Annotated in this window: 17 protein-coding genes; 10 read left to right on the top strand and 7 right to left on the bottom strand. The window is 72.9% G+C overall.

Annotation, left to right across the window (positions count from 1 at the left end):
* The first annotated feature begins 5 nt into the window (after positions 1-5).
* Both ABTZ54_RS17585 and ABTZ54_RS17580 read left to right on the top strand, forming a co-directional pair.
* Entirely contained in the window at positions 6-206 is a 201-nt protein-coding gene (locus ABTZ54_RS17585) for a hypothetical protein (protein ID WP_351663842.1), read from the top strand.
* A gap of 129 nt (positions 207-335) precedes the next feature.
* On the top strand, positions 336-1,526 hold the full coding sequence (locus ABTZ54_RS17580; protein WP_351663840.1) for an acyl-CoA dehydrogenase family protein: 1,191 nt from the start codon (positions 336-338) through the stop codon (positions 1,524-1,526).
* Between the two features lie 122 nt (positions 1,527-1,648).
* Here ABTZ54_RS17580 and ABTZ54_RS17575 read toward each other — a convergent pair whose 3' ends face one another.
* From ABTZ54_RS17575 to ABTZ54_RS17565, 3 genes are all read right to left on the bottom strand, one after another.
* The gene (locus ABTZ54_RS17575) at positions 1,649-2,002 is read right to left on the bottom strand and encodes a hypothetical protein (RefSeq protein WP_351663838.1); all 354 of its coding nucleotides are present in this window, start codon (positions 2,000-2,002) and stop codon (positions 1,649-1,651) included.
* 191 nt (positions 2,003-2,193) lie between these two features.
* Positions 2,194-2,628, bottom strand: coding sequence for a VOC family protein (locus tag ABTZ54_RS17570; protein WP_351663836.1), 435 nt, complete (start codon positions 2,626-2,628; stop codon positions 2,194-2,196).
* Between the two features lie 84 nt (positions 2,629-2,712).
* Positions 2,713-3,564 carry a universal stress protein gene (locus ABTZ54_RS17565; RefSeq protein ID WP_351663834.1) on the bottom strand — a complete coding sequence of 284 codons (852 nt, stop codon included), beginning with the start codon at positions 3,562-3,564 and terminating at the stop codon, positions 2,713-2,715.
* A 412-nt stretch (positions 3,565-3,976) separates the two neighbouring features.
* Here ABTZ54_RS17565 and ABTZ54_RS17560 point away from each other — a divergent pair, with 412 nt between their 5' ends.
* Positions 3,977-4,891 (top strand): universal stress protein, encoded by a 915-nt coding sequence (locus tag ABTZ54_RS17560; RefSeq protein WP_351663832.1) that lies wholly within the window; start codon positions 3,977-3,979, stop codon positions 4,889-4,891.
* Positions 4,892-5,109: 218 nt separating this feature from the next.
* Here the strand turns inward: ABTZ54_RS17560 and ABTZ54_RS17555 are convergent, their stop codons facing one another.
* Positions 5,110-5,970 carry a universal stress protein gene (locus tag ABTZ54_RS17555; protein ID WP_351663830.1) on the bottom strand — a complete coding sequence of 287 codons (861 nt, stop codon included), beginning with the start codon at positions 5,968-5,970 and terminating at the stop codon, positions 5,110-5,112.
* Between the two features lie 175 nt (positions 5,971-6,145).
* Between ABTZ54_RS17555 and ABTZ54_RS17550 the strand changes: the two genes are divergently transcribed.
* The 5 genes from ABTZ54_RS17550 (at position 6,146) to ABTZ54_RS17530 (ending at position 10,225) form a co-directional block, all read left to right on the top strand.
* Positions 6,146-7,105, top strand: coding sequence for a universal stress protein (locus ABTZ54_RS17550; RefSeq protein ID WP_351663828.1), 960 nt, complete (start codon positions 6,146-6,148; stop codon positions 7,103-7,105).
* A gap of 4 nt (positions 7,106-7,109) precedes the next feature.
* Entirely contained in the window at positions 7,110-8,093 is a 984-nt protein-coding gene (locus ABTZ54_RS17545; RefSeq protein WP_351663826.1) for an ABC transporter ATP-binding protein, read from the top strand.
* Positions 8,090-8,908: an ABC transporter permease subunit gene (locus ABTZ54_RS17540; protein WP_351663824.1), complete on the top strand. Its 819-nt coding sequence runs from the start codon at positions 8,090-8,092 to the stop codon at positions 8,906-8,908. Before ABTZ54_RS17545 ends, ABTZ54_RS17540 begins: the two co-directional genes overlap by 4 nt.
* Before the next feature lie 257 nt (positions 8,909-9,165).
* Entirely contained in the window at positions 9,166-9,633 is a 468-nt protein-coding gene (locus ABTZ54_RS17535) for an Hsp20/alpha crystallin family protein (protein ID WP_351663822.1), read from the top strand.
* Positions 9,634-9,661: 28 nt separating this feature from the next.
* Positions 9,662-10,225 (top strand): Rv1733c family protein, encoded by a 564-nt coding sequence (locus tag ABTZ54_RS17530; protein WP_351663820.1) that lies wholly within the window; start codon positions 9,662-9,664, stop codon positions 10,223-10,225.
* 75 nt (positions 10,226-10,300) lie between these two features.
* Here ABTZ54_RS17530 and ABTZ54_RS17525 read toward each other — a convergent pair whose 3' ends face one another.
* Complete coding sequence (locus ABTZ54_RS17525; protein ID WP_351663818.1) at positions 10,301-11,281, bottom strand: LysR family transcriptional regulator; 981 nt, start codon at positions 11,279-11,281, stop codon at positions 10,301-10,303.
* A gap of 71 nt (positions 11,282-11,352) precedes the next feature.
* Between ABTZ54_RS17525 and ABTZ54_RS17520 the strand changes: the two genes are divergently transcribed.
* Positions 11,353-12,015 (top strand): maleylpyruvate isomerase family mycothiol-dependent enzyme, encoded by a 663-nt coding sequence (locus tag ABTZ54_RS17520; protein WP_351663817.1) that lies wholly within the window; start codon positions 11,353-11,355, stop codon positions 12,013-12,015.
* An 18-nt stretch (positions 12,016-12,033) separates the two neighbouring features.
* On the opposite strand, the gene cynS is transcribed toward ABTZ54_RS17520, so the two are convergent.
* Entirely contained in the window at positions 12,034-12,504 is a 471-nt protein-coding gene (gene cynS / locus ABTZ54_RS17515; RefSeq protein WP_351663815.1) for a cyanase, read from the bottom strand.
* A gap of 86 nt (positions 12,505-12,590) precedes the next feature.
* Entirely contained in the window at positions 12,591-13,214 is a 624-nt protein-coding gene (locus ABTZ54_RS17510) for a carbonic anhydrase (RefSeq protein ID WP_351663813.1), read from the bottom strand.
* 139 nt (positions 13,215-13,353) lie between these two features.
* On the opposite strand from ABTZ54_RS17510, the gene cynR reads away from it, so the two are divergent.
* On the top strand, positions 13,354-14,280 hold the full coding sequence (gene cynR / locus ABTZ54_RS17505) for a transcriptional regulator CynR (RefSeq protein WP_351663811.1): 927 nt from the start codon (positions 13,354-13,356) through the stop codon (positions 14,278-14,280).
* Positions 14,281-14,887: the final 607 nt, after the last annotated feature.

Genomic DNA, 14,887 nt, shown 5'->3' with positions numbered 1-14,887 from the left:
GCGGCATGAACGGTGAGACCGACAAGACGTTCCGGGGGGACATCCCGACGCCCGACAGGATGCTGCATGCCGGGTCGGAGGGTGAGTTCTCGGCGGAGGACGTGTGCCTCGCGTCCGGCCGGGACCTGAATGCGAAGAACCTCGCCTGGGCCGAGCGGCGCATGGCCGAGAAGGGGCGTGCGTCGCTCGACGAGCTGCTCCCCTGAGCGAAGCGCGGATGCGTGTGCGCACGGGTGGGAACGGAGTCTGCTCCGTCCCCACCCCTTCCCCATTTGTGGAACACGTTCTACCGTGGCGCGGCACCGCGCGGAGACCGATCCAGGGGAGACGACGCCATGCACCTCGAGTACACGCCCGCCCAGCACAGCCTGCGCGCCGAGTTGCGTGCGTACTTCGCCGAGCTCGTCCCCGAGGACGTACACGCCCGTTACGCCGACCCCGCCGCGCAGAAGCGCTTCTACCGGGAGACCGTGCGTCGTCTCGGTATGGACGGCTGGCTGGGCGTGGGCTGGCCCAAGGAGTACGGCGGGCGCGGGCTGAGCCCGATGGAGCAGTTCATTTTCTTCGACGAGGCGGCGCAGGCGGGCGTACCGCTGCCGCTGATGGCGCTGAACACCGTGGGCCCGACGATCATGCAGTTCGGTACGGAGGAGCAGAAGGCGTACTTCCTGCCGAAGATCCTCTCGGGGGAGATCGACTTCGCGATCGGCTACAGCGAGCCGGAGGCGGGCACGGACCTGGCGGCGCTGAAGACGCGCGCGGTGCGGGAGGGTGACGAGGTCACGGGGCACTACACGGTCGACGGCCAGAAGATCTGGACCACGAACGGCGACACCGCCGACTGGGTCTGGCTCGCGGTCCGCACCGACCCGGCGGCGCCGCCGCACAAGGGCATCACGATGCTGCTGGTGCCGACGAGCGACCCCGGCTACTCCTGCACGCTGATCAACACCCTCGCCTCGCACGACACGACGGCGAGCTACTACGAGAACGTCCGCGTGCCGTGCTCGCGCCGGGTCGGCGAGGAGAACAAGGGCTGGCGCCTGATCACCAACCAGCTGAACCACGAGCGGGTCACCCTGGCCGCGCACGGCACGATGGCGATCCGCGCCCTCCACGACGTCCAGCGCTGGGCCGCCGACACCAAGCTGGCCGACGGCCGGCGCGTCCTGGACCTGAGCTGGGTCCGCCGCACCCTGGCCCGCACGCACACCCGCCTAGACGCGATGAAGCTCCTCAACTGGCAGATGGTGAACGCCGTCCAGAACGGCACCCTCACTCCCCAGGACGCCTCCGCGGTCAAGGTCTACGGCTCCGAGGCCCGCCGCGACGCGTACGCCTGGCTCATGGAGGTCACCGGTGCGGCGGGAGCCCTGAAGGAGGGCTCGGCCGGCGCGGTCCTCCACGGCGAACTCGAACGCGGCTACCGCTCGGCCGTCATCTTCACCTTCGGCGGCGGCAACAACGAGATCCAGCGCGAGATCATCTCCTGGATCGGCCTGGGGATGCCGCGCGTCAGGCGCTGAGAGGGCTCCGCTGAGCCGCGCGGCCCGCTTCGGCGAGCGGGCCTTTCCGACCCCGCGGGTCTCGCTGGAGGTGGCATACGGTGTCGTCCCCGTTCTGGAGCCGGTCCGCGCCCCGACCTCTCTCATTGGAACGAGTGGACCACCTGGATCGGGCCCACGATGTGCGCGTTGAAGGCGTCCAACTCCTCCGCCGGAACCCACAGTTCGAGGATCGTCCGGCCGCCGGCCCGCTGGACGGGATAGCGGCTCAGGAAAGCCGACTCGACGTCGAAGCGGGTGACGTAGCCGGCGCCGTCGTGCTTCACGTTCCAGTCGCGGGCGATCCTGATCGCGTAGTCCTCGTTCAGGACCGGGTAGAAGATCGGCTGCTCGGGGAGGCGGGGCGGCCAGGCGCGCCAGTTCAGGTCGCGGACCAGATCCAGCTCCTTGGGGCCGGTGGGGCGCCACAGGGTCGTCGTCGCCGGGTGGTCGGTCATCTGCGTGCCGCTCTCTGAGGGGATGGGCCCCGTGACGGACGGGGTTCGGAGAGCGGACTGTATCGGCCTCGTGAGGGCTGTGGCCATGGAGTTTCTGTGTGCCGAGGGGCTGTCGGAGGGAGTGGGTGAGGCTCGGTGCTGTTCGCCTCGCCTCGCCTCACCCTCTCGTTTCGCCTACTCCACGCGCCCGCTCAGTCGAGGCAGAACTCGTTGCCCTCGATGTCCTGCATCACGATGCAGGATTCGTTCTCCTCGTCGGCCAGCAGGACGCGTTCCTGCACCGCGCCGAGCGCCACCAGCCGCGCGCTCTCGGCCTGCAGCGTGGCCAGGCGCTCCTCGCCCACGAGGCCGGTGCCGACCCGTGTGCAGAGGTGCACCCTGTTCTTCACGACCTTGCCTTCGGGGACGCGCTGGAACAGCAGGCGCGGGCCCACGCCCGACGGGTCGGAGCAGGCGAACCAGCCCATCGTCTTCTCGGACTCCGGCGAGCGATGGTAGGCGTCCCACGAGTCGAAACCCTTCGGCGGCGGCTGGACGACATACCCCAGCACCTCGCACCAGAAGCGGGCGAGACGCTCGGGGTCCGCGCAGTCGAACGTGACCTGGAACTTCTTGATCGTTGCCATCCGGCCACCGTAGCAGGGGCTGTTTTCCCCATGTCCCGGTTGGGGGACGTGTGTTGGCGCCGGAAGCCTCCCGCCTTCGCCCCCTCAGTCGTGGGGCACGACGGCCACCGGTGCCGGGCTGTGGTGCATCACCGCGTGGGCCACGCTCCCGATGCTGCCGCCGAGTACCGACTTCCGGGTGCGCCGGCCCACCGCGACGAGCGCCGCGTCCCCCGCGATCCGTACGAGTTCCTCACCGGCCGAACCGATCAGCACCCGCCCGTTCACCGCCACGTCCGGGTACTTCGCGCGCCACGACTCCAGAAGCTCCTCCAACGAGTGCCGGATCTCCGGGGTCACAGCGGGCCGTACGTCCGGCACCATGGCCGGGCCGAGGCTCGCGTACAAGGGCAACTCCTGTACGTACACGACCTCCAGAGACCCGCGCCGCCAGGCGGCCTCCTCGCACGCGAACCGCAGGATCCCGTCCGCCGGCTGCCGTACGTCGACCCCGGCCACCACCGGTCCCCGCCGCGCCGCGCTCCCGGCCCGTACCAGCACGATGGGCTGTTCCACCCGGCCGGCGACCGTCATCCCGACCGAGCCCACGAGATACCCGGTCACGCCGCCCAGCGCCCGCGAGCCGAGGACCAGCAGTGCACTCCGGTCCGCCGCGGCCACCAGGCTCGGCACGGGGCCCGAGGGCAGGACCCGGGTGGTCACGGCGAGCCCCGGACGGTGTTCCCGCAGCCCGGCGGCCGTCCGCGCGAGCAGGTCCAGGGCCCACGACTCCACCGGCTCCCGCGACACCATCGGCACGAGCACGTCCGGCGACGGCTCCAGTACGTGCACCAACTGCAGCCCGGTACCCCGCAGCAGCGCCTCCTCGGCCGCCCACTCGGCGGCGGCGACCGCCTGCTCCGTGCCGTCCAGACCGACGACGATGTCTTGGGTCATGACCGTTCACTTCCTTCGGCGTCCGGCGCCGCTGCCGTTCGAGCTTCCGATGCCGTTCGCGACCGCGGTTCCGATTCCCGTTCCCGCCGCCCAGGGCCACCCGCCCGTCCCGTACCTCCACCGTCAGCGCCGCCGGATCGAGGCGCAACGTGGCGCCGAGCACGGCGCCGAGCACGGCGCCGACGGTCTCCCGGCCGGACAGCCCTGGCGCGCGCCGCCCACCGGTGTTCTCCTGAAGGTGAGGAGGGGACCCACCCAGAGACGCGGGGAAGCGGTCCCGTACCGCGCACCGCGCAATCAGGATCCGCGAGAAGCGGATGGGCCCCTCCTCCCGCCGGTGCGAGCCGCTGCGCGCCGCGAGCGCGGCGGTACGGGCACGGTCGGCCCCCCCACGTCCCGGAAGGTGCGCACGATGGAATCACCCCTGGTGGTGGGAGTGGACGGGTCCCGGGCGAGCCTCACCGCCGTGGACTGGGCGGTCGACGAAGCCGTACGCCACGGACTCCCGCTGCGGATCGTGCACGCCTCGCTCTGGGAGCGGTACGAAGGCGACGTCCCGGACCCGGACGCGGATCTGCCGTCGGGCCGCCACCTCGGCGAGAACGTCGTCCGCGAGGCCGCCGACCGGGCCCGCCTCCGCGCCCCCGGCCTCGCCCTCACCACGCACGTCCTCCCCGAGGACCCCTCCGGCGCCCTCCTCAGGGAAGGGCGCGACGCCACGCTCCTGGTCGTCGCCTCCCGGGGGCGCGGCGAGTTCGCCGACCTCCTGCTCGGCTCCGTGAGCCTCGGCGTGGCCGCCCGGTCCTCCTGTCCGGTCGTCGTCGTCCGAGGCGACGAGCAGGCCCTGGCGGCACGCCACGGGCGCGTCCTGCTGGGGGTCGGCGAGCACGACGTGGACTCGCCCGCCGTCCGGTTCGCCTTCCGCGAGGCGGCGGCTCGGGGCGCGGAGCTCGACGCCGTACGCGCCTGGCGACGCCCGGCCCACGCCCCCTTCCCGACCGGCGTGACCGGCGTGACCGGCGTGACCGGCGGGACCGGCGGGCACGGCGAGGGGCAGGCGTCCGAGCGGCTCGACGAGGCGCTGGACGCCGTGGCACGCGCGTATCCCGGCGTACGGCTCCTCCGGAGCACGGTCGAGGGCCCCGCCCACAGGGCGCTGACCGAGCGCTCGGCCGCCGCCGACCTGCTCGTCGTCGGCGCGCGCCGACGCGACGGCCTCGTCGGCCTCGAACTCGGCCGGGTCGCCCACCGCGCACTCCACCATGCCTCCTGCCCGGTCGCCGTCGTACCCCAGCGGCCTCCGGTGCCACGGGAGGGGGAGGTGTGACGCGCGGACGGGGCGCGGACTGGCGGGGGACGGGCGGGGACGGGCGGGGGATACGCGCGGACGGGCGTGAACGGGCGGGGACTGGCGGGGACTGGTGGGGGATACGCGCGGACGGGGCGCGGACTGGCGGGGGACGGGCGGGGGACGGGCGCGGACAGGCGGGGGACGGGCGCGGACGGGGCGCGGACGGACGCACACGCCCACCCCCCCATACGCCCTCAGACCACCGGCACCACCGCCACCGGCGCCGGACTGTGGTGGATCACCGCGTGGGCGACATGGCCCAGGTGGGGGCCGAGGGGGACCCGCCGGCTCCGGCGGCCCACGACCACCAGCCGCGCCCGCCGCGACGCCGCCACCAAGTGGTACGCGGCCGAGCCCTCCACCGCCGTGGCCGTCATCGCCACCCCCGGGTACCGCCGCCGCCACGGCACCAGCAGATCGTCCAGGCCGCCGAGGAGCCGGCCGCCCAGTTCCTCGCCGAGGCCGGGGTTTACGAGGGTGGCGTACGCGTACGAGGCGGGCAGCGTCCAGCTGTGCACGAAGCGGACGGGCAGGCCCGTACGGGCGCCTTCCGCGCATCCGAAGGCCAGCAGGGCCTCGCACGGGTGGTAGATGTCCACGCCCACCACGATTCCGCCGTCGGCGCGCGCGCCCCACCCGTCCTCCGCGCGCACCAGGACGACCGGCCGCCCGGCGGCGCCGACCACGGCGAGCGACACCGAACCCACGAGGAAGCCGACGGCGGCGCCGAGCCCGCGCGAGCCGAGCACCGTCAGATCGGCCGCCTTCACCGCAGCCGTCAGCACCTCGGACGCCCGGCCGCGCGCCCGCTCGGTGAACACCTCAAGGCCGCAGTGGTCCTCCCGTACCCGGTCGGCCGCGTCCTGGAGCAGCCTCGTGGACCGGCTCTCGGCGGCCAGGGTGGCGGCGCCGGTGAGTTCCACCGCCTCCGGCCACTCCTCCACCTGCACCATCCGGAGCGGCACCTCGCGCAGCACGGCCTCCCGCGCCGCCCAGCGCACGGCGGCGAGACTCTCGGCGGAGCCGTCGAGACCGACCGTGACCTGCGCTGTCATGACCCGCCTCCACTCCTCGGCCCCGCCTCCACTCCTCGGCCCTGCCTCCATGCTCATGCCCGCCGACTCGCCCCAGGAGGGCCGTACAGGTCTCGATCGGTACCGAACGGCCCCTCCCGCGCCGCCCGGCCCCGGTGCCAGCGTGGGAGGAGGTATCCCACTCGCGGGAGGAACCATGAACGCCGGGCTCCCCGGCCGAGCGGAACTCGGCAACGTCGTCGTCGGAGTCGACGGCTCCCCCTCCGCGCGCACCGCCGTCCTGTGGGCCGCGGCCGAGGCGGACCGCCGGGGCCGTCGCCTGCACCTCGTGCACGCCGCGGACACCGACCGGCGCGCCCTGTTCGCCGACGCGGAGACGATCCAGGAGGTACGGGAAGCAGGCCGCGACCTGCTGGCCCGTACCGCGCGCCTGGTCGGGGAGGACTTCCCGGACCTCGCCGTCACCAGGGAACTCGGCCGTCAGGAACCGGTCTCCGGCCTCCGGGCGGCCGCCGGCGCCAAGGGGACGATCGTGGTCGGCAACCGGGGCCTCGGCGGCTTCGCCACCCTCATGCTCGGATCCGTGGGACTGGGCGTGGCGGCCCGCGCCGACGTCCCCGTGATCGTCGTCCGCGGGGAGCGGACGCGCCCCGGCGCGGGTTCGGTGACCGCAGCCGTGCGCGGCGTCGCCGACCTGGACTGGCTGCCGCTCGCCGCCGCCGAGGCGGAGGCCCGCAAGGCGACGCTCCGCGTCGTGAGCGTCTGGAACGTGCTGTCCCAGGTCGGCAGCGTCGCCACCATGCTCGACGATCTGGACGGCATCGCCCGGCAGCGCGTACGCGAGACGCAGACGCTCGCCGAACGCATGCGGCGGCTCCACCCCGAACTGGTCGTCACCCACCACCTGGAGACGGGTACGAGCTCCGCCGGGATCCTCGTCGAGGCGAGCGCCCGCACCGACCTGATCGTGATGGGCCGGGGCCGCCGCCCACTCGGCCTCGGACCGTCCCTCGGACGCGTCGCGCACACGCTGATCCACCACGCGTACTGCCCGGTGGAGATCGTCCCGTCGGGCTTCATGACGCGCGGGGAGGAACCCCCGGCCGCCACGGGTACCGCCCGGAGCCGCCGTCCGACCGCCCCGGGCACACACTGAACGTATGGGTGAGACGCACGTCATCGAGCTCAGCCGGCTGTCGAAGCGATACGGGCCGGTCGTCGGCGTGGAGTCCCTGTCCCTGGCGGTGGAGGCGGGGGAGGTCTTCGGCTTCCTCGGCCCCAACGGCGCCGGGAAGACGACGACGCTGCGGTGTCTGGTCGGACTGCTCGGCCCCACGTCCGGCCACGCACGCGTACTCGGCCTCGACCCGATCACGGACCACGCCCGGCTCGCACCCCAACTCGGCTACCTGCCAGGCGAATTGCGCCTCTACCCCGAACTCACCGGAGCCCAGACGCTCGACCTGCTCACCGCTCTCCAGCGGGCACCCTCACCCCGCCGCCAGGAGCTGTGCGAGCGGCTCGACCTCTCGGAGAGGGACCTGCGACGCCCGGTCCTCGGCTACTCCCGGGGCATGAAGCAGAAGCTGGGCCTGGTCCAGGCGCTCCAGCACGATCCCCGCCTCGTCGTGCTCGACGAGCCCACGGAGGGCCTGGACCCGCTCGTCCAGGAGACCTTCTACGCGCTGCTGGCCGAGGCCACCGGCGCCGGGCGCACCGTACTGCTGTCCAGTCACGTGCTGCCGGAGGTCCAGCGCGCCTGCGGACGGGTCGCCATCATCCGCGAGGGCCGGCTCGTCACCGTCGAGCGCGTCGCCGCGCTCCGCGAGGCCCGGGCCCGCCGGATCCGCCTCACCCTCACCGGCGTACGCCCCGGCCGCCCCCGCAGCCTCGGGGACGCGGACCGCTGGAATCCGCGCTGGCAGGGCGACCGGGCCGAGCTGCTGGTCCCGCCGAGCGACCTCACGGCCACCCTGCGCGCACTGCTCACCCTCCCCGTCGCCGACATCACGGTGGAGGAGGCGGGCCTGGACGAGGCCTTCCTCGACCTCTATCGTGACCGCCCGCCCGAAGCGTCCCCCGAAGCCCGGCCCTCACTCCGGCCCGAATCCCCTCCCGAACCCCCGCCCGGAAACCCGCCATGAACGCCCGCCTGCCCCTCCTCTGGCTGGCCCTCCACCGCAGACGGCGGATGCTCATCGCCGTCCTGATCGGCATGGTGGCCTTCGAGGCGCTCATCGTCGTCGTGACGAACACGATCCCGCCGGAGCAGCTCTTCTCGGGCGGCAGGTCGCCGCCCTCGGCGTACCGGGCGTTTAGCGGCTCCAGCGGGGACGTCTCGATCGCCAGCTACCCGGGGCTGCTCGGCGCGGGGCTGACCCATCCGTTCTGGATCGCCCTCCAACTGACCGTGATCGGCTCGCTCGCGGCGGCCGCCGTCGCCGCCGACGTGGAATCGGGCACGATCGAGCTCGTCATGGTCCGGCCGGTCACCCGCACCCGGCTGCTCGCCGAGCGCGCCGCCGCCCTCCTCCTGGCCTCCGCCGCCGTGACCGCCGCGGCCACCCTGACCGTCGCGGCGGGCGTGGCGCTCTCCCCGAAGATCCACGCGCAGGTCGGCCTCAGAGGTGTGTTCGCCGCCGGGATCATGGGATACGCCTTCACCCTCTGCGTCACGGGCCCCGCGCTCGCCGTGTCCGCCGCGGTGGGGCGCCGGGCCCTGGTCCTGGGCGCGGTCGTCGCGATCGGCGCGGTCGGCTTCGCCGTCAACTTCATCGCCCTGGCCTGGGAGCCCGCCGCGCCGCTGCGGTACGTCAGCCCGTTCCACTACTACACGCCGGGCGACGCCCTCGCCCAAGGCGCGGTCCTCTGGTCGCGCGCGGCCGTCCTGGCGGGCGCGGGCGCGGCCGGTCTCCTCGCCGCACAGGTGCTCCTGCGCCGCCGCGACCTCACCCGGTGACGGCGACGGTGACGAGCGTGACCGGGCGCCCCTGCGCATGGGCCGGTCGGTCCCGTATCGGGACGGTCCGTTCGGCCCTCCCGGGCGGCCCCGTGGGGCACTTCGTAGGGCGGGACGAAAGCGGAAGAGTGGGCCACGGAGACCGCGACGGAGACGAAGGCAGGGACGAAGGCAGAGACTGAATGGAGGCGGAGGGGGAGGCGGCGACGGAGGCAGCGGCAGTGACGGCGAGAGGCCCCCAGACCAGGAGCAGAACGATGACCGCAGACAAGGCGGAACGCAGGCACCGCCGGTTCCCCGACTTCAACGACTGGTTCGACCGCGAGTTCCCGGGGCTGCCCGGCTGGCGCCCCGCCACGGCCGCCCACTCCATCCCGGTGGAGGTCACCAACTCCGGCGGCGTGTACATGCTGCGGGCCGAGCTGCCGGGCCTGGACCCCGACGACATCGGCATCACGGTCGACGACAACCTGATCACCGTCAGCGGCGAGCACGCCGAGAGCGAGGAGGACAAGGAGCACTCGGAGTTCCGGTACGGAGCCTTCCGCAGGACCGTGCGCCTGCCGGCCACGATCCCCGTAGGGGACGTCGACGCCTCGTACGCGGACGGCATCCTCACGGTGCGGGTCCCGATGCCGGACGCGGAAAGCGGGACCGTGCACACGATCCCGGTGCGGCGCGCCGACGCACGAGGCGCCGAGACCCGACCCCCGGACATCCGGTGAGCGAGTCGTTCCCACCCGGAGGTGCGCCATGTCCCACCACGAGCCGTCCCCCGGCGGCCGCACCGCCCTGGTCGTCGTCCTGCTGATGGCCCTGATCTGCGGCGCCGTCGCAGCCGGGCTGCTGTGGACGTCCGGGTCCAGGGCCGACCGGGCCCTGGCGGCCCATCGCCACCAGGTGACGGCGACGACGACGGCCCTGGCCAAGGAACTGCCCGTGGCCACGAGGTACGGCTCGCACCCGCAGGCCGTCGCACCGGCGGTCTGGGGCTACCCCGGCCACGTCCGGAGGACCGGCAGCGTCCCCGTCCCGGCCGGTTCGCCGAGCGGGCGCACCGTCACCATCTGGGTGGACGACAACGGCGTCCAGGCCCGGCCCCCGGGCAGCTCGGCGGACCGCGCGGTCGTCGCCCTCTCCGGCGGAACGGCCACAGCGGCGGCCGTCGGCGCCGTGGGGGCGGGCGCGCTGCTTCTCGTACGGAAGACGGTCGAGGCCCATGGTCTCGCGGCGTGGGAACGCGAGTGGGAACAGGTGGAGCCGGTGTGGTCGGGGCGGCTGCGGAGGGGCAGCGGCCAGGGCACGGAGGACGACTGATGGGCACGGAGGACGACTGACGGGAAACGACGACGACTGACGGGAAACGGCGTCGACTGACGGGAAACGGCGTCGTCAAGAGGTCTCCGGCGCCTTGGGAAGGGTCTTGCGCAGACGGTCGAGGAAGGCCCGGGCCGCGGGGCTCGCCGGCCCGTCGGCCCGCCAGGCCACGGCGATACGGGCGCGCATGCCGGGGCGGACGATGCGCAGCGTGCGGAGCTCCCCGCCGTGGCCGGCCTCGTCCTCCCCCGAGGGCAGCACGGCGACGCCGAGGCCCCGGGCGGCGAGCTGCTTGAGGGTGTGAGGAGCCGCCGCCTCGAACATGACCCGAGGTCGGAATCCCGCCCGCGTACACCCACGTTCGAGCGCCTCGCGTACGCCGGTGCCGTGGGGGAGGCAGATCAGCGGGCGGTCGCGGAGAGCGTCAAGGGGGATGTCGGGGATACCGGGGATGTCCCCGACGAGGGAACCAGGGGAATCCTCGATGCCGCCCTCCACGTCATCGTGATCGTCATCGAGAAGCGGGTCTCCGGGAGCGACAGCGGCCACCAGTGGTACGTCGATCACGATGTGGAAGGCCGCTCCCGGCGGCGGCACGTCTTCCGCCGTCCCGAGGACGGCGATGTCGAGCTCACCGGCCAGGAGGGCGGCCCGCATCCGCTCTGTGGTGTCCTCGGTGAGCGCGACCTCCACCGCCGGGTGGTCCCGGTGGAAGTCCGCGAGGAAGGCGGCGACGTCGAAGGCGTGCCCCGTGGCGCCGGAGACCAGGCCGAGCGTGACCCGGCCGCGCAGCAGTCCCGTGTACGCGTCCACCGTCTCCCGCACCGCGTCCGCCGCGGCCAGAGCGGCGCGGGCGTACGGGAGGACCGCCCGGCCCACCTCGGTCGGTGTCACCGAACGGCCGGAGCGGTCGAGCAGGGGCTGCCCCAGCTCCTTCTCCAGTTGGCGGATCTGGGCGCTGAGGCCGGGCTGCGCCAGGTGCAGCCGTGCCGCGGCGCGGGTGAAGCCGCCCTCGTCGACGACCGACACGAAGTAGCGCAACTGCCGAAGCTCCATAACCAACAATTCTAGATCGCAGCATAAGTATCTATTGGAACTATCGACCGGTGGGCCGCACGCTGGAGCGCATGGAAACCGTGAACGCCCGCAAGCGGAAGAACACCGAGGTCAGGGACGCCATCGCGGCGGAGCGTCGCGAACTGGCGGACCTGTTCGACACCCTGTCGCCCGAGCAGTGGGACGAGCCGAGCCTGTGCGCGGGGTGGCGGGTCCGCGAGGTCGTGGCCCATATGTCGATGGGGTTCCGGCTGTCCCTGCCCCGGACGCTCGCCGAGCTGGTCAGGGCGCGTGGGAATCTGCACCGTATGACCGACCGGGTGGCCCGCAGGGACGCGGCCGCGCACTCCGCCGGTGCGCTCGCCGGCTTCCTGCGGGACAACGCGCGTCACCCGTGGACCCCGCCGGTCGGAGGGTTCGCGGCGGCGCTCGGCCACGACGTGGTGCACGGCCTGGACGTCACCGTCGCTCTCGGCCTCGACCGGCGCGTCCCCGAAGACCGGCTGCGCATCCTGCTGGACGAGATCCGGCCCAGCGGCCTGAGGTTCTTCGGCGTCGATCTCGACGGGGTGCGGCTGTGCGCCGAGGACCTCGACTGGGCGTACGGCTCGGGCGCCCCCCTGTCCGGTACCGCCCAGGACCTCCTCCTGCTGGCGTACGGCCGCAGGCTCCCGGCGGGCCGGCTCCGGGGGGAGCCCGGCAGCCGTTTCACGCACCCCGCCGAGGACCTGTGAACCCCGTGCGGGGCGGGATCAGAAGGGCTTGGTCGGCAGGTACTTGCCGTCCAGGGTGATGACGGCGCGCTCGCCGCCCTCGGGGTCGGCGACCTTCTTCACGTCCAGCTTGAAGTTGATCGCGGAGATGATGCCGTCCCCGAACTGCTCGTGGACCAGGGCCTTGAGGGTCGTGCCGTAGACCTGGAGCATCTCGTAGAAGCGGTAGATCGTCGGATCGGTGGGGATGCCGCCGGGGATCGAGCCGCGCGTCGGGACGGTCCGCAGCAGCAGCGCGGCGTCCTCGTCCAGGCCGAGGAGCTCGGCGACGGCCTTCGCCGAGGGCTCCGGCAGCGCGTGCTGGCCGAGGACGGCGGCGGTGACGAACGCGACGGACAGACCGGCGACGTCGGCGATCTCCTGCCAGGACAGGTCCTTACGGGTCTTGGCGTCGACGGCGGCGATGGCGAGGGCCTGGCGGGCGGTGGGGTCGAACTGTGCGTGCAGCATGGTGGTGTTTTTCTTCTTTCTCTGCTTGGTGAAGCCGCTGGAGGGGGTCGGGAGAATCAGGTTTCGGGGGGGGCGGGGACGGGCCGTCAGGCCGCGTCCCCGGCTACGGGTACGGCTACGGGTACGGCCGAGGCGGCGGTGGTCCCGGTGGCGGTCAGCTCCTCCACGCGCCCGGTGCCGATGTCGTAGACCCAGCCGCGCAGGGTGAGCCGGTGCTCGGCGAGCGCGCGGGCGACCGACGGGTGGGTGGCGAGGTTCGCCAGTTGCGCGAGGACGTTCTGGCGTACCAGGGCGGGTACGTCACCGGCGGCGGTACGGGCCTGGGAGGCGTCGGCGTGCCGCAGCCAGGCGGCGACGGCCGGGGCGCCGCTCAGGTCGTGCCCCTGGGCGAGCGCGGTCATCGCGCCGCAGGCGGAGTGGCCGCAGACGACGATGTCCCGCACGCCCAGCGCGGCGACGGCGTACTCGATGCTCGCCGCGACGCCGTCCGCGCCGGGGGTGTGGGCGGGCACGAGGTTCCCGGCGGTGCGGATGACGAACAGGTCGCCCGGCTCGGTGCCGGTGATCAGTTCGGGGACGACGCGGGCGTCGGAGCAGCTGATGAACAGGGTGTCTGGCGTGTGGTGGGTGGCGAGGCGGGCGAAGAGCTCCGCCTTGGCCGGGAAGACGTCCCGCTGGAAACGGGCGACGCCCTCGGCGAGGTCTTGCATGGGTCACTCCCTTCGGTAGCTCGCCGGCCCACTCGGTGCCGGCGAGATCCACCCTGCATGACCTGCCGCTATAGAGTCCAAGACTTGCTACCGATAAGACCTAGTGATGTGATCTATGGCGGCATTTACACTCGTCCACATGGCAGCCACTCCGGAACTACGTCACCTGCGCTATCTGCTCGCCGTCGCCGAGCACGGCAACTTCACCCGGGCGGCGGAGGAGCTGCACATCTCGCAGCCCACGCTGTCGCAGCAGGTCAGACAGCTGGAGCGCACCCTCGGTGTGCAGCTCCTCGACCGCACGGGGCGCACGGTGCGGCTGACCGACGCAGGTGCGGCCTACGCCGGGCACGCCCGGCGCGCGCTGCGCGACCTGGCCGCCGCCGAACGCGCCGTCCGCGACGTCCAGGACCTCTCCAGCGGACACCTGCGCCTGGGCGTCACGCCCACCTTCACGGCGTACCTGGCCGGCCCGCTCGCCGCCGAGCTGTACGCCCGCCACCCCGGCATCGCCCTGACCCTGACCGAGACGACCCAGGACCGCATCGAAGCGGCCCTGCTGGCCGACGAACTCGACCTGGGCATCGCCTTCGCCGGCCCACACGCGCCCGGCATCACGGCCACCCCTCTGTTCACCGAGACCCTGGGCCTGGTCACCGCCGCGGCCCCAGCCCCGACACCCGATCACCCACTACAGGCCAAAACCCTCTCGAACCTCCAACTTGCCCTCCTGACAAACGACTTCGCCACTCGAACGCACATCGACACCTACTTCGCCGCCCATCGCGTAACCCCCCGCATCGCTGTGGAGGCCAACTCCATCCAGGCCCTCACTGAAATCGTCCGCCGCAGCCCACTGGCCACCGTCCTCCCCGACGCCATCACCCACGACCACCCCCACCTCACCCCCGTCCCCCTGGACCCCCCTCTCCCCACCCGCACCGTCACCCTCCTGCACCGACAAAACGCCTACCGCACCACCGCCACCCACGCCTTCACCCAACTCACCCACGCCCTCGTCGAAACACGCGGCTACGAGAAGCCGCCGCAGCCGCCGAATCAGTGACCCCGCCCGTGGCCTGAGAGCCCTGGCCGAGGCGACGAACCTGGCGCAGGCGGCGCAGGCCGGCTCGCGGCTTGCCGACGGTGGAATCGTGCACAGTCGCTGCGCCGCCGTGATCCCTGCGGCTGTAGCTGCGACTCCGCTGCTTCTGGAGATGGCGTGGCAGGGTCATCCGGGGGCCCTGTCGTACGCTCCGCATGCCGGGTACGCGCGGGTGACGTCTCCTGATGGCATAGCGGTTCCCCTTCGCTGTGCCATCGCCCACCACCTGCGGACCCGCAGTGACTTTCTCGCCGGGTTGGGCGAACGGGGCGAGTCGTTGCTGGCCGACGCGGCCACGCACTGGCGCTTCGAGATGCGCGAGTGTGTCGCCGACGGCGGCGGCACAACAGCATTCGGCATCTTGGCGGGCCGCCTCCCCGGCGGCTGGCGTTCAGCGGAAGCGCATCTCGCGGGTGCCGCCACCGCACTGAGCGAAGTGCCCCTCGACTACCCGCCCGTGGATGGCTCTCCTACAGCATGCCTGCGGGTGACCACCCGCCATCGGGTCGAACTGCGGCCGGGAGCCGTGCTCCTTCCGTCGAAGTGCGGAGTCCGCGTGCACTGACTC

It is taken from the genome of Streptomyces sp. NPDC094032 (assembly GCF_040303965.1).
In the GTDB taxonomy this organism is placed as follows: Bacteria; Actinomycetota; Actinomycetes; order Streptomycetales; family Streptomycetaceae; genus Streptomyces.
Note: the sequence above shows the minus strand (reverse complement) of the source record. Positions and strands in the feature narration are given on the sequence as shown.

Coding starts and splice junctions, on each gene's coding strand:
- ABTZ54_RS17585 (WP_351663842.1), top strand. CDS start 6: ATGAACGGTGAGACCGACAAGACGTTCCGGGGGGACATCCCGACGCCC.
- ABTZ54_RS17580 (WP_351663840.1), top strand. CDS start 336: ATGCACCTCGAGTACACGCCCGCCCAGCACAGCCTGCGCGCCGAGTTG.
- ABTZ54_RS17575 (WP_351663838.1), bottom strand. CDS start 2,002: ATGACCGACCACCCGGCGACGACGACCCTGTGGCGCCCCACCGGCCCC.
- ABTZ54_RS17570 (WP_351663836.1), bottom strand. CDS start 2,628: ATGGCAACGATCAAGAAGTTCCAGGTCACGTTCGACTGCGCGGACCCC.
- ABTZ54_RS17565 (WP_351663834.1), bottom strand. CDS start 3,564: ATGACCCAAGACATCGTCGTCGGTCTGGACGGCACGGAGCAGGCGGTC.
- ABTZ54_RS17560 (WP_351663832.1), top strand. CDS start 3,977: ATGGAATCACCCCTGGTGGTGGGAGTGGACGGGTCCCGGGCGAGCCTC.
- ABTZ54_RS17555 (WP_351663830.1), bottom strand. CDS start 5,970: ATGACAGCGCAGGTCACGGTCGGTCTCGACGGCTCCGCCGAGAGTCTC.
- ABTZ54_RS17550 (WP_351663828.1), top strand. CDS start 6,146: ATGAACGCCGGGCTCCCCGGCCGAGCGGAACTCGGCAACGTCGTCGTC.
- ABTZ54_RS17545 (WP_351663826.1), top strand. CDS start 7,110: ATGGGTGAGACGCACGTCATCGAGCTCAGCCGGCTGTCGAAGCGATAC.
- ABTZ54_RS17540 (WP_351663824.1), top strand. CDS start 8,090: ATGAACGCCCGCCTGCCCCTCCTCTGGCTGGCCCTCCACCGCAGACGG.
- ABTZ54_RS17535 (WP_351663822.1), top strand. CDS start 9,166: ATGACCGCAGACAAGGCGGAACGCAGGCACCGCCGGTTCCCCGACTTC.
- ABTZ54_RS17530 (WP_351663820.1), top strand. CDS start 9,662: ATGTCCCACCACGAGCCGTCCCCCGGCGGCCGCACCGCCCTGGTCGTC.
- ABTZ54_RS17525 (WP_351663818.1), bottom strand. CDS start 11,281: ATGGAGCTTCGGCAGTTGCGCTACTTCGTGTCGGTCGTCGACGAGGGC.
- ABTZ54_RS17520 (WP_351663817.1), top strand. CDS start 11,353: ATGGAAACCGTGAACGCCCGCAAGCGGAAGAACACCGAGGTCAGGGAC.
- cynS (WP_351663815.1), bottom strand. CDS start 12,504: ATGCTGCACGCACAGTTCGACCCCACCGCCCGCCAGGCCCTCGCCATC.
- ABTZ54_RS17510 (WP_351663813.1), bottom strand. CDS start 13,214: ATGCAAGACCTCGCCGAGGGCGTCGCCCGTTTCCAGCGGGACGTCTTC.
- cynR (WP_351663811.1), top strand. CDS start 13,354: ATGGCAGCCACTCCGGAACTACGTCACCTGCGCTATCTGCTCGCCGTC.